The 16,249-nt window shown below is 60.8% G+C and carries 20 protein-coding genes; 12 read left to right on the forward strand and 8 right to left on the reverse strand.

Going from position 1 to position 16,249, the window contains the following annotated elements:
* Nucleotides 1-56 precede the first annotated feature (56 nt).
* Both V6R85_RS00345 and V6R85_RS00350 read left to right on the forward strand, forming a co-directional pair.
* Entirely contained in the window at nucleotides 57-440 is a 384-nt protein-coding gene (locus tag V6R85_RS00345) for an MbcA/ParS/Xre antitoxin family protein (protein WP_020813092.1), read from the forward strand.
* Nucleotides 400-1,161, forward strand: coding sequence for an RES family NAD+ phosphorylase (locus V6R85_RS00350; protein WP_162695591.1), 762 nt, complete (start codon nucleotides 400-402; stop codon nucleotides 1,159-1,161). Before V6R85_RS00345 ends, V6R85_RS00350 begins: the two co-directional genes overlap by 41 nt.
* A gap of 38 nt (nucleotides 1,162-1,199) precedes the next feature.
* On the opposite strand, the gene V6R85_RS00355 is transcribed toward V6R85_RS00350, so the two are convergent.
* From V6R85_RS00355 to V6R85_RS00365, 3 genes are all read right to left on the reverse strand, one after another.
* Complete coding sequence (locus V6R85_RS00355) at nucleotides 1,200-2,714, reverse strand: ABC-F family ATP-binding cassette domain-containing protein (protein WP_111834914.1); 1,515 nt, start codon at nucleotides 2,712-2,714, stop codon at nucleotides 1,200-1,202.
* A gap of 385 nt (nucleotides 2,715-3,099) precedes the next feature.
* Nucleotides 3,100-3,522: a YciI family protein gene (locus V6R85_RS00360; protein ID WP_111793027.1), complete on the reverse strand. Its 423-nt coding sequence runs from the start codon at nucleotides 3,520-3,522 to the stop codon at nucleotides 3,100-3,102.
* Between the two features lie 101 nt (nucleotides 3,523-3,623).
* A complete protein-coding gene (locus V6R85_RS00365) occupies nucleotides 3,624-4,070 on the reverse strand; it encodes a MarR family winged helix-turn-helix transcriptional regulator (RefSeq protein ID WP_111834913.1) in 447 nt (148 codons plus the stop codon).
* A gap of 149 nt (nucleotides 4,071-4,219) precedes the next feature.
* On the opposite strand from V6R85_RS00365, the gene V6R85_RS00370 reads away from it, so the two are divergent.
* From V6R85_RS00370 to V6R85_RS00380, 3 genes are all read left to right on the forward strand, one after another.
* Nucleotides 4,220-4,948: a DUF899 domain-containing protein gene (locus V6R85_RS00370; RefSeq protein WP_111834912.1), complete on the forward strand. Its 729-nt coding sequence runs from the start codon at nucleotides 4,220-4,222 to the stop codon at nucleotides 4,946-4,948.
* A 27-nt stretch (nucleotides 4,949-4,975) separates the two neighbouring features.
* Nucleotides 4,976-5,470: a DUF1579 domain-containing protein gene (locus V6R85_RS00375; RefSeq protein ID WP_111834911.1), complete on the forward strand. Its 495-nt coding sequence runs from the start codon at nucleotides 4,976-4,978 to the stop codon at nucleotides 5,468-5,470.
* 96 nt (nucleotides 5,471-5,566) lie between these two features.
* Nucleotides 5,567-6,346 carry a VOC family protein gene (locus V6R85_RS00380; protein WP_003509361.1) on the forward strand — a complete coding sequence of 260 codons (780 nt, stop codon included), beginning with the start codon at nucleotides 5,567-5,569 and terminating at the stop codon, nucleotides 6,344-6,346.
* A 40-nt stretch (nucleotides 6,347-6,386) separates the two neighbouring features.
* On the opposite strand, the gene V6R85_RS00385 is transcribed toward V6R85_RS00380, so the two are convergent.
* The gene (locus tag V6R85_RS00385) at nucleotides 6,387-7,283 is read right to left on the reverse strand and encodes a LysR family transcriptional regulator (protein WP_111834910.1); all 897 of its coding nucleotides are present in this window, start codon (nucleotides 7,281-7,283) and stop codon (nucleotides 6,387-6,389) included.
* A gap of 122 nt (nucleotides 7,284-7,405) precedes the next feature.
* Between V6R85_RS00385 and V6R85_RS00390 the strand changes: the two genes are divergently transcribed.
* Genes V6R85_RS00390 through V6R85_RS00400 form a run of 3 tightly spaced genes read left to right on the forward strand, consistent with a single transcriptional unit; the run spans nucleotide 7,406 to nucleotide 8,962 of the window.
* Nucleotides 7,406-8,128 carry an SDR family oxidoreductase gene (locus V6R85_RS00390; RefSeq protein WP_020813086.1) on the forward strand — a complete coding sequence of 241 codons (723 nt, stop codon included), beginning with the start codon at nucleotides 7,406-7,408 and terminating at the stop codon, nucleotides 8,126-8,128.
* Nucleotides 8,129-8,138: 10 nt separating this feature from the next.
* Nucleotides 8,139-8,615: a carboxymuconolactone decarboxylase family protein gene (locus V6R85_RS00395; RefSeq protein ID WP_162695590.1), complete on the forward strand. Its 477-nt coding sequence runs from the start codon at nucleotides 8,139-8,141 to the stop codon at nucleotides 8,613-8,615.
* Nucleotides 8,612-8,962: an Atu4866 domain-containing protein gene (locus V6R85_RS00400; RefSeq protein ID WP_020813085.1), complete on the forward strand. Its 351-nt coding sequence runs from the start codon at nucleotides 8,612-8,614 to the stop codon at nucleotides 8,960-8,962. Before V6R85_RS00395 ends, V6R85_RS00400 begins: the two co-directional genes overlap by 4 nt.
* A 56-nt stretch (nucleotides 8,963-9,018) precedes the next feature.
* On the opposite strand, the gene V6R85_RS00405 is transcribed toward V6R85_RS00400, so the two are convergent.
* The gene (locus tag V6R85_RS00405; RefSeq protein ID WP_336376935.1) at nucleotides 9,019-10,590 is read right to left on the reverse strand and encodes a helicase HerA-like C-terminal domain-containing protein; all 1,572 of its coding nucleotides are present in this window, start codon (nucleotides 10,588-10,590) and stop codon (nucleotides 9,019-9,021) included.
* A gap of 314 nt (nucleotides 10,591-10,904) precedes the next feature.
* Between V6R85_RS00405 and V6R85_RS00410 the strand changes: the two genes are divergently transcribed.
* Entirely contained in the window at nucleotides 10,905-11,300 is a 396-nt protein-coding gene (locus V6R85_RS00410) for a hypothetical protein (protein WP_003509338.1), read from the forward strand.
* 7 nt (nucleotides 11,301-11,307) lie between these two features.
* Here V6R85_RS00410 and V6R85_RS00415 read toward each other — a convergent pair whose 3' ends face one another.
* Nucleotides 11,308-11,739 carry a winged helix-turn-helix transcriptional regulator gene (locus V6R85_RS00415; protein WP_003509337.1) on the reverse strand — a complete coding sequence of 144 codons (432 nt, stop codon included), beginning with the start codon at nucleotides 11,737-11,739 and terminating at the stop codon, nucleotides 11,308-11,310.
* Nucleotides 11,740-11,842: 103 nt separating this feature from the next.
* Here V6R85_RS00415 and V6R85_RS00420 point away from each other — a divergent pair, with 103 nt between their 5' ends.
* From V6R85_RS00420 to V6R85_RS00430, 3 genes are all read left to right on the forward strand, one after another.
* Complete coding sequence (locus V6R85_RS00420) at nucleotides 11,843-12,601, forward strand: SDR family oxidoreductase (RefSeq protein WP_003509336.1); 759 nt, start codon at nucleotides 11,843-11,845, stop codon at nucleotides 12,599-12,601.
* Between the two features lie 70 nt (nucleotides 12,602-12,671).
* Entirely contained in the window at nucleotides 12,672-13,478 is an 807-nt protein-coding gene (locus V6R85_RS00425) for an AraC family transcriptional regulator (RefSeq protein ID WP_111834908.1), read from the forward strand.
* Nucleotides 13,479-13,658: 180 nt separating this feature from the next.
* Entirely contained in the window at nucleotides 13,659-14,270 is a 612-nt protein-coding gene (locus V6R85_RS00430; RefSeq protein ID WP_099085570.1) for a LysE family translocator, read from the forward strand.
* Between the two features lie 25 nt (nucleotides 14,271-14,295).
* Here V6R85_RS00430 and V6R85_RS00435 read toward each other — a convergent pair whose 3' ends face one another.
* Nucleotides 14,296-15,123: an aldo/keto reductase gene (locus tag V6R85_RS00435; RefSeq protein WP_003509331.1), complete on the reverse strand. Its 828-nt coding sequence runs from the start codon at nucleotides 15,121-15,123 to the stop codon at nucleotides 14,296-14,298.
* Nucleotides 15,124-15,234: 111 nt separating this feature from the next.
* A complete protein-coding gene (locus tag V6R85_RS00440; RefSeq protein ID WP_020813078.1) occupies nucleotides 15,235-16,161 on the reverse strand; it encodes a bestrophin family protein in 927 nt (308 codons plus the stop codon).
* Between the last annotated feature and the right edge of the window lie 88 nt (nucleotides 16,162-16,249).

The raw sequence follows: 16,249 nt of genomic DNA on the forward strand, positions 1-16,249 counted from the left end.
CTTCTTGTTTGTGGAAAGAAATATGCTATATTCTTTCCAAGGAAAGGATGTGCGCCATGAATATTCACGCCAAGACCGCCATGGATCCTGCTTCGCAGGGCAGGGTCGTCACCAAGGCCGTTATGACCGCTGCCGAGCGGCTGGGTCTGAATGCTGCCCGCACGGCGGATATTCTCGGTGTTTCCGCGCCGACGGTGTCACGCATGAAGCGGCTCGATTTCCTGCTGGAGCCGGGCGCCAAGTCCTTCGAGCTTGCGGTGTTGCTGATCCGGGTCTTTCGCTCGCTGGACGCGATTACCGGCGGCGACGAGGCGGTGGCCAAAAACTGGTTGCGCAATCATAATACGGCGCTTGATGCCGTGCCTGCCGAGAGGCTCACCACCATTACCGGATTGATCGATGTCCTCTCCTATCTGGACGCCCGACGCGCTCCTGTCTGAAAAACGTGCCGCGTCGGGAAAATACTGGCGGCTGGTGGAAGCGCAGCATCAGGTTTCCACGATGAAACTGGTGGATACGGTGGAGGAGCAATCGCTGCTGGAAGATATTCTGGAGGCGAGCAAACGGCCCTTTCCGCCGGAATGCGCCGGTTTCGATTATCTTCTCGCCACGCCCTTCCGTTACGGCGCCGCCTATCCGCACGGCTCGCGGTTCCGCCGGGCGGGCTTTACCGAGGGCGTTTATTACGCCGCCGCGAAGGTGGAAACCGCACTCGCCGAAATGGCCTTCTACCGGCTGCTGTTTTATGCGGAATCCCCCGGCACGCCGCTGCCCGCCAATCCCGCCGATTATTCCGCCTTTGCCGCCCGTATCGCCACCGATGCGGCGCTGGACCTGACGAAACCGGAACTGAGCCGGGACGAGGCGCTGTGGACCGATCTGCAAAATTACGAGCCATGCCAGGCGCTGGCCGAGCAGGCGCGTCTGGCGAAGATCGAGGCGATCCTTTACCGCTCGGTGCGCGATCCCCAGGGCGGCCTCAATATTGCGGTCCTGTCACCCAAAGCCTTTGCCGAAAAAGCGCCGGTGGAACGGATGAGCTGGCGCATCCGCCTGTCGAAGACGGGCGTGCAGGCGCTGTGCGAATTTCCGATGCGCAGAACGGGGTTTGCTGTTGCGGATTTCGCTGGCGATCCACGCCTCGCCAGCCTTTTGGGCTGACGGGCGTTTGCTTGTTTTACCTCGGCCCTCAAGGACCATCAGGCCGAAGCGAAAAACGCTTCGGGATCGTCGACTTCCACAAGTTTGCGCTTGTCGATCAGCCAGAAACGGGTTCCGACCGCCCGCACGAAACTTCTGTCGTGCGAGACGAACACGCAGCTGGCCTCACGGCTGATGATTTCCGCCTCCAGCGCTTCCTGCCCGTCTATATCCAGATGGTTGGTGGGCTCGTCCAGCAGGTAGAAATTCGGCTCCGCCAGCCGCAGCGCCAGCATGGCAAGCCGCGCCTTCTGCCCGCCGGAAAGCGTTGCGATACGGCGTTTCTGCATTTCCATGTCGATGCCGGCGCCGGCAAGCAGGCCATGAATGCGCTGATCGCCAATATCGAAGCGGCGGGTCATGAACGCCGCCGGCGTGCTGTCGTCGTCGATTTCGGCAAGCGACTGATCGACATATCCGGCCACCAGCGAGGGCGTGGCCTTGACGCCCTCCAGTATCTGGCCCGCGTCCGATACCGCCGCCTGCAGAAGCGACATCAGCCGCGTCTTGCCGACGCCGTTGCGGCCGAGAATGACGATGCGGTCACCCTGGCGGACAAATTGCCGGCCGGTGCGGAACAGCAATGTTCCGTCCGGCGTCGAAACGGGCACATCTTCCAGCGTCACCAGAACCTTGGCATGGGTACCGCGATTGGCGAGCTGGATCTTGCCGGCGGAGCGCTCGGCATGGGCGGGTCGCGCCTTCTCCTCCAGCTTTTCGGCACGCTGGCGCAATTGCTTGGTCTTGACGGTCAGAAGATCGCTGCCAGAATTGATGCCGATGTTGTTGAGCTTGGCGGCCTGTCGGCGCAATTGCTGCGCGGTTTTCATGTCGCGCTGGAAACGCCGCTCATCGGCGGCATCCTCCTCTTCCAGTGCTAACCGCGCATGGCCGTAGGGCAAGCGGAACAGTGCCGAATTTTCCGGCCGCAGGAACAGCGTGGTCTTCGTGACATTGTCGAGAAAGGCGCGATCATGGCTGACGATGATAACTGCGGTATCGCGCGGCAATTCAGCGAGCCAGTTTTCCAGCACGTTGATTTTTTCAAGGTCGAGATGGTTGGTCGGTTCATCGAGCAGGAGGACGTCAGGCTCGGTGATCCATGCCCGCGCCAGCATGGCCAGCCTCTGCCAGCCGCCGCTCAGCTCTTTCAGGCGGCGCTCGCGGAACGGCTCCGGCACCAGCATCGCGTCGAAAATAATGTCGGCGCGCCAGCTTTCACTGTCGATCGTATCCGCCGGCAGGGCGGAAAGCACGGCATCCCGCATCGTCTGTTCCATAAGCCGGGAGGGCAGGTGCTGGTGGACGATGGACTGCGTCAGCCCGCGCAGCCGGGTGATATCGCCGCTGGTGGCGTCCAGCTCACCGGCAAGGCAATTGAGCAGGGTGGATTTGCCGCAGCCATTGGCGGCGACGATGCCGATGCGATCCCCTGCATTCACGGTGAGGCTGAGATTGGAAAAAAGCGGCTTGCCCAGAATGATTCCGAGGTTTCGAAGCGTGATGATGGTCATAATTTGTCTCTGGCGAAACGGACCCGCGACGAACCGTGGTCTGCGGCAATGCAGTACGGGGTTTCGGTTCGGGATGATCCGTCGTGAAAACATGCGCAACGGCAGACAAGCTGCATTCTGCGCGGCCTTTTGGGCAAACCAGAGTTTTGGTGTTCCGGTCAGCCCTGCAAACGCGTCTGCAGGGCAAAAAGGTGGCAGAGCTGACGATTGCGCCAGAAGCAGGAAATATCCATGCGAAGCCTCCTTTCTTGAAACGGGTTGAACCGCTCCACCATTAACAGCGGTGGTTGTTCGAGGCAATGGTTTTTGGAGTAGGACGCCGTGCGGGAGAATGCGGCAGGCCCGCACTCTCCCGTTTCAATCAGCTCTCGACCTTGAGCGGCTTTTACTGCTTCGCGACACGCGCGCGCAGCTCTTCGACATGGGCGGCGATTTCAGGCGTTACGACATCGCCGAAATCCTCCATTTCGAACATCGGGCGGATTTCGATCTCGCTGCGCTCCAGCATCGGGTTCGGGCAGCGTTTCACCCATTCCACGGCCTCGTCCATGTCCTTCACCGTCCAGATCCAGAAACCGGCGACCAGCTCGTTGGTATGCGGGAAGGGGCCATTGACGACAGTGCGGCTGTCGCCGTCAAAAATGACCCTCTTGCCCTTGGACGAGGGGTGCAGGCCGTCGCCGGATTGCATGATGCCGGCGTGGACCAGTTCCTCGTTGAATTTTCCCATTGCCTCCATGAGTTCGGTCGTGGGCATGACGCCATCTTCGCTGCTCTTGGTGGCTTTTACAAAAACGATTGCACGCATGATCTTTCCTCCTTGATCGCGTTGTCCGTGTAGTTTCGCTCCCCGGCACGACGGCCGGATGACATTCTCGCCGACAAAAGTGGCGCTATGCCGTCATCCCGTCAGCCGAGATCGATAAGGTCGCGGCGCAGCCGGTCAGGATCGCCGCTGCCGATGCGGGCTTCGATTTCGGCATGGGTCTGCTCCCAGATGGGGAAGGCGGCGGCGAGCACGGCCATACCATCAACTGTGAGCCGCAGCCGCTTGCCGCGCTTGTCCTTCGGATCCTGCTCGATGCTGACCAGCCCGCGCCGTTCCAAAGGCTTCAGCGCCGCCGTCAGAGTCGTGCGGTCCATGGCCAGAAGATTGGCGACCGGCCCCATCGGCGGCGGCTCCGGCCGGTTGAGCGACATCAGCAGCGAGAACTGCCCATTGGTGATGCCGACCGGCTTCAGCGCATTGTCGAAAAGCCGCGCCAAAGCCCGCGCCGCACGCTGCGCATGCAGGCAGAGACAGGCGTCCCGCACGAAAAGAATTGTCGAAAAAGGAATCACGCTGGCGTTTGACATGGGATAAATATGTTGATATCAACCTAATTAGTCAAGCGGAACTTGATGCTCCGCAGACTGTTAATTGCCTTTCAGCACAGAAATAGGCGGTGCCCTCCGTAAAAGCGGAGCGGCGCCGTGGTGAAAGACGGATCCAAGGAGGAAAGATCATGTCTCATCCCGTCGTTTCGAAGGAGGAGTGGCTTGCGGCCCGCCGCGATCTGCTGGTGAAGGAAAAGGAACTGACCCGAGCCCGTGACAGGCTGAACGAAGCCCGCCGCTCGCTGCCCTGGGAAGAGGTGACGAAGGACTACATCTTCGACGCGCCTTCCGGCCCCAAATCGCTACAGGAACTGTTCGGCACCTGCAGCCAGCTGATCGTCTACCACTTCATGCTGGCGCCGGACTGGGAGGAGGGCTGTGTCGGCTGCTCTTTCTTTGCCGATCACGTCGATGGTGCGCTGATCCACCTCAAGCATGGCGATGCGGGTTTCGTCGCGGTGTCGCGCGCGCCGCTTGAAAAGATCGAAAGCTACAAAAACCGCATGGGCTGGAAATTCCCGTGGGTTTCAGCCGAAGGCAGCGATTTCAACTATGATTATCAGGCCTCGTTCCGCGACGAGGATATGACCAAAGGCGAAATCACCTATAATTACCGTGACATGGCGCCCTATGGCGACCTGAAGGACCTGCACGGCATCAGCGTTTTCGCCAAGGGCGATGACGGCAAGATCTACCACACCTACTCCACTTACGCCCGCGGCGCGGAGCAGACGCTCGGTACGCTGATGCTTCTCGATCTGGTGCCAAAAGGCCGTAATGAAGAGGAGGTAATGGATTGGGTGCGCCGTCACGACCAGTATGAGGACGCACCGAAGGCCGCTTCCTGCTGCCACTGAAAACTGACGGACGAGGAGGAAACGAAAATGGAAATGGAAATCGCCAAGCCGCAGAAGGAACATGAATTCCTGAAGAGGATCGTCGGAGACTGGGTCATGACCTCCAGTTCCGGTCATGAGGACTACAATGCCGACGACCCGTCGCAGCAATTCACCGAGACCGTCCGCTCCGTCGGCGGTTTGTGGATCATCGGCAACGGCACCGGCAAGATGCCTGACGGCACGGATATGACAGCCGTGATCACGGTTGGTTTCGATCCGGCCAAGGGCAATTTCGTCGGCACCTGGGTGGGGTCGATGACGACCAATCTCTGGGTCTACAAGGGCTGGCTGGAAGAGGACGGCAAGACCCTGACGCTGGAAGCGGAAGGCCCCGCCTTCGACGGCTCCGGCAGCACCGCTACCTATCACGACGTGCTGGTGCTGCATGATGATAATCACCGCAGCTTTTCCGGCAGCGTCAAGCAGCCGGACGGCACATTCAAGACCTTCATGACATCGGAATTCCGACGCAAGGCCTGAAGCCCTGCCGGAATTTCACCTGAGCACCAGCGCCGCCGCGTCCTGCGGCGGGCAATGGCCGACACACACCCGCCAAAACCTCCATAGGAGACGACAATGTCCGATACACATGGAAAATTCATCTGGGTCGAGCTGATGACGCCCGACATGGAAGCGGCAGCCCGCTTTTATGGTCATGTCGTCGGCTGGCAGACCAAGGATTTCGGCTCGCCGGAAATGCCCTATCTGGTGCTGGAGGCCGATGGCAAAGGCATGGGCGGCGTCATGGAACTGACCGACGAGCACAAGGGCCAGGGCATTCCCCCGAACTGGACCGCCTATGTCGATGTCGACGATGTGGACGCCACGGCGAAACAATTCGCCGAAAAGGGCGGCGCGATCAGACGCCCCCCGCAGGATATTCCCGAAATCGGCCGCTTTGCCGTGGTCGCCGATCCCTTTGGTGCGGTGCTCTGTATCATGACGCCGCTGCCGATGGAAACCGGCGGTTTTCCCGAGGATATGCAGGAAAAGCAGGGCCATGTCGGCTGGCATGAACTCTTCACCGATAATGTTGATGAGGCCATGGCCTTTTACGGCGATGTATTCGGCTGGACCAAGGACCATGATTTCGACATGGGCGACATGGGCCCGTACCGCATCTTCGCCTACAAGGGCAAAGCCGTCGGCGGCATAATGAAACGCATGCCGCAGGTCCCTGTCTGTCATTGGGGTTATTACTTCAATGTGGATGGCATCGATGAAGCCATCACCCGCGTCAGCACCGGCGGCGGCAAGGTCGTCAACGGCCCGATGGAGGTTCCCGGCGGAAGCTGGATCGTCAATTGCGTCGACCCGCAGGGCGCCTATTTCTCGCTGGTTTCGCAGAAGAAATAGTCCTGTTTTCTGATGATCTGCCGGGGCTTTCTCCGGCAGATCACCGCTCTCTCGACAGGCGGACGTGATCGATAAAGGCGCGCAGCTTCGGCGCAAGGTTACGACGGCTGGGGTAATAGAGATAAAATCCCGCAAAGGTCGGGGAATGGTCCTCCAGCATGGAAACGAGTTGCCCGCTCTCCAGATAGGGGCGGAACGTTTCTTCCATGCCGAAGGTGATGCCCGCGCCGGCGCAGGCCAGCTTGATCATCAGCTGCATGTCGTTGGTGGTGAAATCAGGCTCCACCGCCACCGCAAATTCGCGGCCGTTTTCGGAAAATTCCCACCTGTATGGCGCCACACCCGGACGGGGGCGCCAGCCGATACACCTGTGCTGGATCAACTCGCGGGGCTGCACTGGCAGGCCGAAGCGGTCCCGATAGCCAGGGGAGCAGACGGCGAGCTGCCGCTGCGGAGCGGAAACCGGAACGGCAATCATGTCCTGCGCGATCAGTTCTCCAAGACGCACGCCGGCATCGTAATGTTCGGCGACGATATCGAATTCCTCGTCCGTCACGACGATATCAAGCTGCACCTCGGGGTGCATGTCCGCAAAGCTTGCAAGCAATGGCCCGGATAAAAAACGCTCGGCAATCGAGGAAACGGCAAGGCGCAACTGCCCGCGCACGGCGCCGCTCAGGGACGACGCAGCATTGGCTGCCTGGACGAGATTGCCGATGGATGGCGACACATCCGCATAAAGCTGCTGCCCCGCTTCCGTCAGGCTGACGCTGCGCGTCGTGCGCTGTACCAGCGCTATTCCCATTGTCTCTTCAAGCTTGCGGATGGTCTGGCTCACGGCGGACCGGGTTATGCCGAGCCTGTCCGCGACAGCCCGGAAGTTGCGCTCGTCGGCAACCATGCAGAATGTGGAAAGCGCGTTGAGATCGATGTTCATTGGTTAGAAATTCTATCCATTGAGGTTATGATTGAGGCGGTTATCACGACAATGCCCAAGCTTTATCTTGTCCGCAACGGTCGCTTTCAGAAAAAGCCGACCGTAACACCAAGGAGAAAGCCATGACATTGAACAAAGTCGTTCTCATCACAGGTGCATCGAGCGGGATCGGTGAGGGTATCGCAAGGGAACTGGCGGCCGCCGGGGCGAGGCTGGTGCTGGGCGCGCGCCGCATGGACCGCTTGCAGGTGCTGGCCGAAGAATTGCGCGGGAAGGGTGCCGAGGTCGTCGCCCATCCGCTTGATGTTACGGACAGACAGAGCGTCGAGGCTTTTGCGGAGGCCGGACGCAAGGCTTTCGGGCAGGTCGACGTCATCGTCAACAATGCCGGTATCATGCCGCTATCGCTGATGTCGTCGCTCAAGGTCGATGAATGGGACCGGATGATCGACGTCAACATCAAGGGCGTGCTTTATGGCGTCGCCGCCGTTCTGCCCGAGATGACCGCCCGCGCATCCGGCCATATCATCAACATCGCTTCCATCGGTGCGCTCGCCGTTTCACCCACGGCGGCCGTTTATTGCGCGACGAAATTTGCGGTGCGGGCGATTTCGGACGGGCTGCGGCAGGAAAACCGCGACCTGCGCGTCACCTGCATTCACCCCGGCGTGGTGGAAAGCGAACTTGCCCACACCATTACCGATCCGGCCGCTGCGGAGCTGATGCAGACCTATCGGGCCATCGCCTTGAAACCCGACGCCATCGGCCGCGCGGTGCGCTACGCCATCGAGCAGCCAGATGATGTCGACGTCAATGAAATCGTCATCCGACCCACCGCTGCCTGAGGAGGCCGACATGAAAGCGATTTTTCCAACCGTGCTTGCGATTACAATGCTTGCGGGAAGTGCCGCCGCCATCGCCAATCCGCCGCGTCTGGATGACAGGCTGCGGCGTGGTGACGACGTCATCCGCAGCCTCAACAATGGTCGGCCCCAGGCCAATCTGGAACGTTTGCGGCAGGAGTTTCCTTTCCTCGCTGAAGCGACCGAAGGTTACGCCCTGGGGGAGGTGTGGTCGCGGCCGGGACTGGATAACCGGACCCGCCAGCTGGCCGCCGTTGCGGTCATGGCGGCCCTTGGCGAGCGGGATCTGATGAAGGTCCACGCCGGTTATGCACTCAATGTGGGCGCAACCGACGAGGAGCTGAAGGAAATGATCTATCTGATCACGGTTCCCGCAGGTTTTCCCAAAGCCATCGCCGCATCCCGGACGCTGGCTGAGCTGTTCGAGGAGCGCCGCGATAACGCCGCATCGGGAGGGCAAAGGCAATGAACATTGTTTCGACATCCGTCGCGCTTCTGCTCGCAACGGCGTCCGCCGATACGGGTTCCCGCAAAACGAGTAACGCCATGGACGTGAACATGACCGAAACGGCTCAAATCCAGAACCACCCTTATATCGGCATGTGGGTCACCGGTGATGGCCATGTTCGTCAGGAGCTTTTGCCCGATGGTCGTTATGACGAGGCGCGGGGCAACCGCAAAAGCGCCTATCAGGGGCGATATGAGGTGAAGGGAAACCATATCGACTATTGGGACGATACCGGTTTTACGGCCGACGGCGAATTCGTCGACGACATTCTCTATCACGGCGGCATGATCTTCTATCGCCAGAAGTAACCGCTGTGCCAATCAAGCGCCGCCCGCCCCATCGGGAGCGGGCGGCGTGCCTGTTTCTATCGCTTCAAACTACCCAAAATCCCGCGCACGATGGCGCGGCCGACGGATGTGGCGACCGAACGGGCGGCACTTTTCATCGCCGCCTCGATTACCGTTTCGCGCTGGTAACCCGTGCGGCGGGCGCCGCCATTGCGCGAGCCGGTGGATGCCGGTGCGGCTTCTTCATCGCCGAAGCCGGGCAGACGCCAGCGGCCGGAAGCGCTTTCGGACTGGCTGGAGGCGTTTTCCTCCTCCGCGCGCTTGGCGGCTTCCGCGTCCGATGCCTTCTGGGCACGGGCAGCGAGGATTTCGAAGGCCGATTCCCGGTCGATATCCTTGTCATATTGGCCGGCGACGGGGCTGACATCGATCAGCGACCTGCGCTCAGCATCCGTCAGCGGTCCGACACGGCCGGAAGGCGGGCGCACGAGGGTGCGCTCGACGATGGAGGGTGCGCCCTTGTCATGCAGGGTCGAGATCAGCGCCTCACCGGTGCCGAGCGTGGTGATGGTGTAGGCGGTGTTGAAGGCCGGGTTCTGGCGGAAGGTGTCGGCGGCGGTGCGCACCGCTTTCTGCTCGCGCGGCGTATAGGCGCGAAGCGCATGCTGCACGCGGTTGCCGAGCTGGGCAAGAACGGTTTCCGGCACGTCGAGCGGGTTCTGCGTCACGAAATAGACGCCGACGCCCTTGGAGCGGATAAGGCGCACGACCTGTTCCACGCGTTCCACCAACACCCGTGGCGCATCGTTGAAGAGCAGATGCGCCTCATCGAAGAAGAACACCAGGCGCGGCTTTTCCGGGTCGCCCACCTCAGGCAGTTCTTCGAAGAGTTCCGAGAGCATCCAGAGCAGGAAGGTGGCGTAAAGGCGCGGGTTCATCATCAGCCGGTCGGCGGCGAGAACCGAAATGGTGCCGCGCCCGTCCGTACCCACGCGCATGATGTCGGCGATCTTCAGCGCCGGTTCGCCAAAGAAATTGGCCGCGCCCTGCTGTTCGAGAACCAGCAGCCCGCGCTGCAGCGAACCGACCGAGGATTTGGAAATCAGGCCGAACTGGTTGGAAAGCTCCGATGCGTTTTCGCCCATATAGTTCAGGAGCGATTGCAGGTCTTTGAGATCGAGCAGCGGCAGCCCGCCCTGATCGGCGATCTTGAAGGCGATGTTGAGCACACCTTCCTGCGCTTCCGAGGCATCCATCAGCCGGGCAAGCAGCAGCGGCCCCATTTCGGCGATGGTGGCGCGCACGCGATGGCCTTTTTCGCCGTAGAGATCCCAGAAGATGACGGAGGATTTACCGTAGGAAAAATCGGTGAAGCCGATCTGTTCGACGCGTTTCTGCACCCAGTCCTTGGCTTCGCCTTCCGCCGCGATGCCGGAAAGGTCGCCCTTGATGTCGGCGCAGAAGACCGGCACGCCGGCCTTGGAGAAACCTTCGGCAAGAACCTGCAACGTCACGGTCTTGCCCGTTCCCGTCGCGCCGGTGATCAGGCCGTGGCGGTTGCCGAATTTCAGTTCCAGATATTCGCCCTTGTTCAGGCTGTCGTCCGGATTGCGGCTGGTCCCGATATAGAGCTGTCCGTCCTGCAACATCGACCATTTTCTCCTGCGGCTGATGCATGACCCTTAAAATCGCGCCGGATTTTGTAAAAGTCATGTCCGAATTAAAAGCGTAGCTGGCATGCGGTGACCGTTCCTCGCGAAAGCGGCCTTTTCATAGTTTGGTTGTGATGATCTTATAAGGACAGTTTCAAGGCGCAACAACTGCTTGATGCCGATGAGGAAAAACCGCTTGATGAAAGTTGCCGCACCTGTTCGTGGCCGCTTGAATGCAGCATAAGATTGTTTTACGTTGACGTTAACGTCAGTTATTCGATGTTGGCGTCGTTTTTCAACAGGAGGCAAGAATGAACGAAGTCGTGGATCAGATCGCCGTAAAGGCGGGGATCGACCCTGAACTGGCTGAAAAGGCCGTTGGCATGATTCTCGGTTTTCTCCAGCGCGAGGCCGCAGACGGCCCGATCGCGCGGATGATCGAAGCCATTCCCGGCGCCAGCGATCTGGTGGCGCAGTATAATGGCGAGGGTGCCGGCGGCGGCGGCGGTCTGCTCGGCGGCCTGATGAGCGCCATCGGCGGCGGCGGCATCATGGGTCTCGGCCAGCAGCTGATGAGTCAGGGCCTCGGCATGAGCGAGATTTCCACGCTCGCCAAGGAAACCATCTCCGTTGCCCGCCAGCATGCGGGCGATGAGGTTGTCGATCAGGTGATCGCCTCGGTTCCGGGTCTCAGCCAGTTCGCCTGAGGCGAAGCTACTCCATCGCGGGGCGCGGCGGCTGTTCATTGAACAGGCGGCGCGCCTCTTCTATTTCGGCATGGTGCGTTTCCGCCCATATCCAAACGCCGCAAAAGGCGCTGCCCAGCGTGCGGCCGAGGTTCGTCAGAGCATAATCCACATGCGGCGGAATGACGGGGTGCACGGTGCGGCGCACCAGCCCGTCGCTTTCCATCTGCCGCAGTGTTTTCGTCAACATCTTCTGGCTGATATTGCCCACCAGCCTGCCGATTTGCGTGAAGCGCAGCGTGCCGTGCTCTTCCAGCACTTCCAGAATGAGCATCGTCCATTTGTCAGCCACTTTCGCAATGATGTCCTGAACCAGCGCCTCTATCGCCGGATCGGTATCCGTGGGCGGCGGAACCTTGCGCCGGTTCTCGATGGCCGGGTCGGCCGCGTGCCGTTTCATCTTACACTCTCCATTAGGTAAGTATAAATCTTTTAGGTGCCTACTTTCGATTGGAGAGTATCATAGCTAACTTCCTTTCAGCCAACAAGCAAAGGATGTTCCAATGAAAATCACGGGCAATACCATTCTCATCACCGGCGGTGGTTCGGGCATCGGCCGGGCGCTGGCGGAAGCGTTTCATCAGGCAGGCAACAGGGTCATCATTTCCGGCCGCCGCCAGGCTGTGCTCGACGAGGTGACGGCCGCCAACCCGGGCATGGCCTCGATGGTGATGGATGCGGCGGACGCCGCGGGCATTCGCGCATTTGCCGACGCGCTGGTGAAGGCCCATCCCACCCTCAACGCCGTCATCAACAATGCCGGCATCATGCGGCCGGAAGACATTGCCGCCGCACCGGATTATCTTGATACGGCCGAAGAAACCATCGCCACCAATCTCCTCGCGCCCATCCGCCTGACGGCTGCGCTTTTGCCGCATTTCCTAAAGCAGCCCGCCGCCACGGTGCTGACTGTCTCGTCGGGCCTCGCCTTCGTGCCCATGGTGCTGACCCCCACCTACAGCGCCACCAAATCCGCCATCCATGCCTATTCGGTTGCGCTGCGCGAGCAGCTGAAGGAGACACCGGTGGAAGTCATCGAAATCGTACCGCCCTATGTGCAGACGACGCTGATGGGCGAGGGGCAGGCGAGCGACGAAAGGGCGATGCCGCTCGACGCCTTCATTTCCGAGGTGATGGATATTCTTGAAAATCGTCCGGACGAGAATGAAGTGGTGGTGGAACGCTGCAAGCCGCTGCGTTTTGCCGCGCAGAACGGCAATTTCGATCAGGTCTTCGCGATGATCAACCATATGCATCCGTAAGCGGCAGCGTCTGTCGCATGGGGACACCCTGTGATAGCGTCGCGTTCTTTTCTGCGGAGCGCGCGCTTTCATGGGCCAAGGCCAGTTCCTGATGCCGAAAACCAGCATGCCCGGCGTCGTCGCCGTGGTGGCGGACAGCGATCGTTCTTTCCCGCGCCACATGCATGATCAGTTTGGCATCGGCCTCATCGAACGCGGCGCGCAGAAATCGCTCTCCGGTCGTGGCATGGTGGAGGCCGGCGCCGGCCATGTCATCACCGTCAATCCGGGCGAGGTGCATGACGGCATTCCGCTCGGGGCGGGCGGTCGCGCCTGGCGGATGCTTTATCTCGACATCGATATCGTCCGCGACGCCATTGCCGATGTCTGCGAGAAGGATCGAGGTTCTTTCGAATTCGCCTATCCCGTTGATGCAAGGCCTTTGGCTGATCGGTTCTGCGCTGTCTTTTCGGCGATGACCGCAAGGCAGCGGCCGGGCGAGACCCTGCATGGCGACGAGGCCCTGCTGATGCTTCTGGCGGGTGCGATGGAGGTGGCTGCCAAACCGCGCGAAACTACCGCACTCGACAGCATAAAACGGGCGAAAAGCATCATCGATGACGATCCCGCCCGGCCGTTCCGCCTCGCCGATCTGGCGAGCGAGGCCGGCATGAGCCTGTTCCGTTTCCTGCGGGCTTTCGCCAAGGCGACAGGCCTGACGCCGCACAGCTATCTTCTCCAGCGGCGCGTGCATCTGGCCCGGCATGCGCTGGCCAGCGGTACGCCGCCTGCCGAGGCGGCCTTTGCCGCCGGTTTTACTGACCAGAGCCATCTGAACCGGTTTTTTGTGCGGCAATTCGGCGTGACGCCGGCGGTTTATCGGGCGGCGTTCTCGTAGATGCTTTCTCCACCCTCATTCCTGTGACAAGCACAGGAATGAGGGTGAGTGGGTTGGCCCAGCCCCTCAGCCTGCTATTACCGCGCGAGTCTCCGAGCATCAGCTCTGCAATTTCGTCCAAGACACCCACCCCACGCGCCATCATGCTCCTGTCCTCCACCCACAGGACATACCCGCACCATGACACCCGAATTCCTCATCACATCCTTCATCGTCGCCGCTTCTCCGGGAACCGGCGTGGTCTACACGCTGGCCGCCGGTCTCTCGCAGGGGGCGAGGGCGAGCGTGATTGCGGCCTTCGGCTGCACGCTCGGCATCGTGCCGCATCTGCTCGCCGCCATCACCGGCCTTGCCGCCATTCTGCACACCAGCGCGCTGGCCTTCGGCATCGTCAAATATCTGGGGGTCGCCTACCTCATCTACATGGCGTGGAATACGCTGCGGGAAGACGGTGCGCTGAAGATCGATGATGCCGGGGAGCCGCAGAAGGCCGCCCGCGTCATCGGCGAGGCGATCCTCATCAATCTCCTGAACCCGAAACTGTCGATCTTCTTTTTTGCCTTCCTGCCGCAGTTCATCGCGCCGGATGAGGTTTTGCCGACATGGCGCATGATCGATCTCGGGCTGATCTTCATGGCCATGACGTTTCTGGTCTTTGCGCTTTACGGCTGTTTTGCCGCCTCGGTCCGGCGGCAGGTGATGTCACGCCCGGCGGTTCTCGCCTGGCTGCGGCGCAGCTTCGCCGCCGCCTTTGTGGCGCTGGGTGCGAAGCTGGCCCTGACCGAGCGATGAAACCGAACCGGACTGCCCCGCCGGCTTAGTCGTCCCAATCGGGTGCGAGGTGGCCGGGGCTGACGATGCGGCCGTTCGGTTTGGCCAGCGCGTGGATGGCCTGCATTTCCTCTTCCGTCAGCGCGAAATCGAAAATGTCGAAATTCTCCTTGAGGCGGCTTTCAGTCGCCGTCTTGGAAAGCGCCACGATATCCGGCTGCTGCACGGCCCAGCGCAGGGTCACCTGCGCGGCGGTCTTGCCATGCTTTGCGCCGATGTCCTGCAGCACGGGATCGTTCGGCACCCTGCCATCGGCCATCAGATAATAGGCCGTCACCGACATCCCGTGTTTGCGCGCGGCCGAAATCACCTTCGTCTGGTCGAGATAGGGGTGATATTCGATCTGGTTGGTGGCAAGCGGCGTGTCGGAAAGTTTCACTGCTTCTTCGGTCAGCGCCACGTTGAAGTTGGAAATGCCGATATTGCGCACCTTTCCGGCCTTGCGCACCGCGTTCAGCGCGCCCATGCGCTCGGCAAGCGGCACATCGCTCTTCGGCCAGTGCAGCAGCAGGAGATCAACATAGTCAGTCTTCAGTTTTGCAAGGCTTTCATCGACGGAGGCGAGAAAATCGTCGTGACGAAAGCGATCCACCCAGACCTTGGTGGTGAGAAATATATCGTGGCGGGAAATGCCTGACTGAGCGAGGACCTCGCCGACGGCACCCTCGTTCTTGTAGATCTGCGCGGTATCGACATGGCGGAAACCGAGTTTCAGCGCCTCCGGCAGAATGCGCCTGACATCGTCTTCCGGAATGCGGAAGGTGCCGAAACCGAGGGCGGGAATATTCGCGCCATTGGCGTTGACGTGATACATGGATGTCTCTCCTGTTTGCTGAAAACATGGTCGGCGGCAGATGCCGGGCGGGGAAGCCGTCTTTCATTAACTGGTGTCCGCGCGATCGGTTTCAACCCGGCGGCGACGATATCACATCAGCACATAATCCACCGGGCGCGGGTCGGCCGGCAGATCGGTCTCGCCCATCGCCTCGCGCAGATTGATCTCGATGGTGGTGGCAAGCGCATTGATCGGCAGGGCATTGAGGCCGGTGCCGAATGGGTCTTCCAGCTCGTCGGACAACGCGTCGAGACCGAAAAACGTATAGGCGATCAGCGTGCTGGTAAAAGGCGTGGCCCAGCCGAGCAGATCCGTGAAACCGAACGGCAGCAACAGGCAGAAGAGATGCGCGGTGCGGTGAAGCAGCAGCGAATAACCGAAGGGAACCGGCGTCTGGCGGATGCGCTCGCACGAAGCCTGCGAGGCCCCCATCTGCTGCACGGTGGCGTCCAGCATCTGCAGCTGGATATCGCTGATCTGCCCCTTGCCATGAGCGGAGACGACAGCGGCGGATATTTCGCGCAGCAGCATGTCCGGTTTGTTGCGGCTGCGGGCATAGGTCTCCGAAAGGTCATCCGGAATGAGGCGGGATGCGGTGGCGGTCGCATCCCCGGGGCGCAGGTGCGAGACCAGCGCGTGGCAGAAGGCGATTACAAGATCGGTGATCCGCCTGCGGGTTACGGGATCGGCTACATCCTGCCGGCCTTCCAGCATGGCGGTCTGTCGCGAAAGCGTGCGGGCGACGGTGATCAGCGCGCCCCATTGCTTGCGGGCTTCCCACCAGCGGTCGTAACAGGCATTGGCGCGAAAGCCGAGGAACACCGAAAGCGCGATGCCGAGCAGCGAAAAGGGCGCGCCGTTCAACGCCTGTACCAGATCCGGCCGGTCCTTGTGCGCCCAGACAACCAGCGTCGACAGCAGGAACACCGCAAGCACCTGCGGAAAGATGCGGACGATGATGGAACCGCGCACGATGAGGAAAAGCTGCAGCAGGTTCGGTTTTGGACGAACGATCATGGCGGAAACTCGAAATGCCTGTGGCGGGTGAGGGGGCGTGAATATCACTGGCCATATCTACATGATGGCGGCGCGGCCTTGTCCACCC

This window comes from Agrobacterium sp. CCNWLW32 (genome assembly GCF_037083425.1).
Lineage (GTDB): Bacteria > Pseudomonadota > Alphaproteobacteria > Rhizobiales > Rhizobiaceae > Agrobacterium > Agrobacterium radiobacter.

Excerpts from the sequence above, each read along its gene's own strand:
- V6R85_RS00365 (WP_111834913.1), bottom strand. The coding sequence starts at position 4,070 with ATGTCAAACGCCAGCGTGATTCCTTTTTCGACAATTCTTTTCGTGCGG.
- V6R85_RS00385 (WP_111834910.1), bottom strand. The coding sequence starts at position 7,283 with ATGAACATCGATCTCAACGCGCTTTCCACATTCTGCATGGTTGCCGAC.
- V6R85_RS00350 (WP_162695591.1), top strand. The coding sequence starts at position 400 with ATGTCCTCTCCTATCTGGACGCCCGACGCGCTCCTGTCTGAAAAACGT.
- V6R85_RS00360 (WP_111793027.1), bottom strand. The coding sequence starts at position 3,522 with ATGCGTGCAATCGTTTTTGTAAAAGCCACCAAGAGCAGCGAAGATGGC.
- V6R85_RS00435 (WP_003509331.1), bottom strand. The coding sequence starts at position 15,123 with ATGTATCACGTCAACGCCAATGGCGCGAATATTCCCGCCCTCGGTTTC.
- V6R85_RS00400 (WP_020813085.1), top strand. The coding sequence starts at position 8,612 with ATGAACATTGTTTCGACATCCGTCGCGCTTCTGCTCGCAACGGCGTCC.
- V6R85_RS00405 (WP_336376935.1), bottom strand. The coding sequence starts at position 10,590 with ATGTTGCAGGACGGACAGCTCTATATCGGGACCAGCCGCAATCCGGAC.
- V6R85_RS00430 (WP_099085570.1), top strand. The coding sequence starts at position 13,659 with ATGACACCCGAATTCCTCATCACATCCTTCATCGTCGCCGCTTCTCCG.
- V6R85_RS00375 (WP_111834911.1), top strand. The coding sequence starts at position 4,976 with ATGGAAATGGAAATCGCCAAGCCGCAGAAGGAACATGAATTCCTGAAG.
- V6R85_RS00425 (WP_111834908.1), top strand. The coding sequence starts at position 12,672 with ATGGGCCAAGGCCAGTTCCTGATGCCGAAAACCAGCATGCCCGGCGTC.
- V6R85_RS00395 (WP_162695590.1), top strand. The coding sequence starts at position 8,139 with ATGAAAGCGATTTTTCCAACCGTGCTTGCGATTACAATGCTTGCGGGA.
- V6R85_RS00420 (WP_003509336.1), top strand. The coding sequence starts at position 11,843 with ATGAAAATCACGGGCAATACCATTCTCATCACCGGCGGTGGTTCGGGC.
- V6R85_RS00415 (WP_003509337.1), bottom strand. The coding sequence starts at position 11,739 with ATGAAACGGCACGCGGCCGACCCGGCCATCGAGAACCGGCGCAAGGTT.
- V6R85_RS00345 (WP_020813092.1), top strand. The coding sequence starts at position 57 with ATGAATATTCACGCCAAGACCGCCATGGATCCTGCTTCGCAGGGCAGG.
- V6R85_RS00440 (WP_020813078.1), bottom strand. The coding sequence starts at position 16,161 with ATGATCGTTCGTCCAAAACCGAACCTGCTGCAGCTTTTCCTCATCGTG.
- V6R85_RS00370 (WP_111834912.1), top strand. The coding sequence starts at position 4,220 with ATGTCTCATCCCGTCGTTTCGAAGGAGGAGTGGCTTGCGGCCCGCCGC.
- V6R85_RS00380 (WP_003509361.1), top strand. The coding sequence starts at position 5,567 with ATGTCCGATACACATGGAAAATTCATCTGGGTCGAGCTGATGACGCCC.
- V6R85_RS00390 (WP_020813086.1), top strand. The coding sequence starts at position 7,406 with ATGACATTGAACAAAGTCGTTCTCATCACAGGTGCATCGAGCGGGATC.
- V6R85_RS00355 (WP_111834914.1), bottom strand. The coding sequence starts at position 2,714 with ATGACCATCATCACGCTTCGAAACCTCGGAATCATTCTGGGCAAGCCG.
- V6R85_RS00410 (WP_003509338.1), top strand. The coding sequence starts at position 10,905 with ATGAACGAAGTCGTGGATCAGATCGCCGTAAAGGCGGGGATCGACCCT.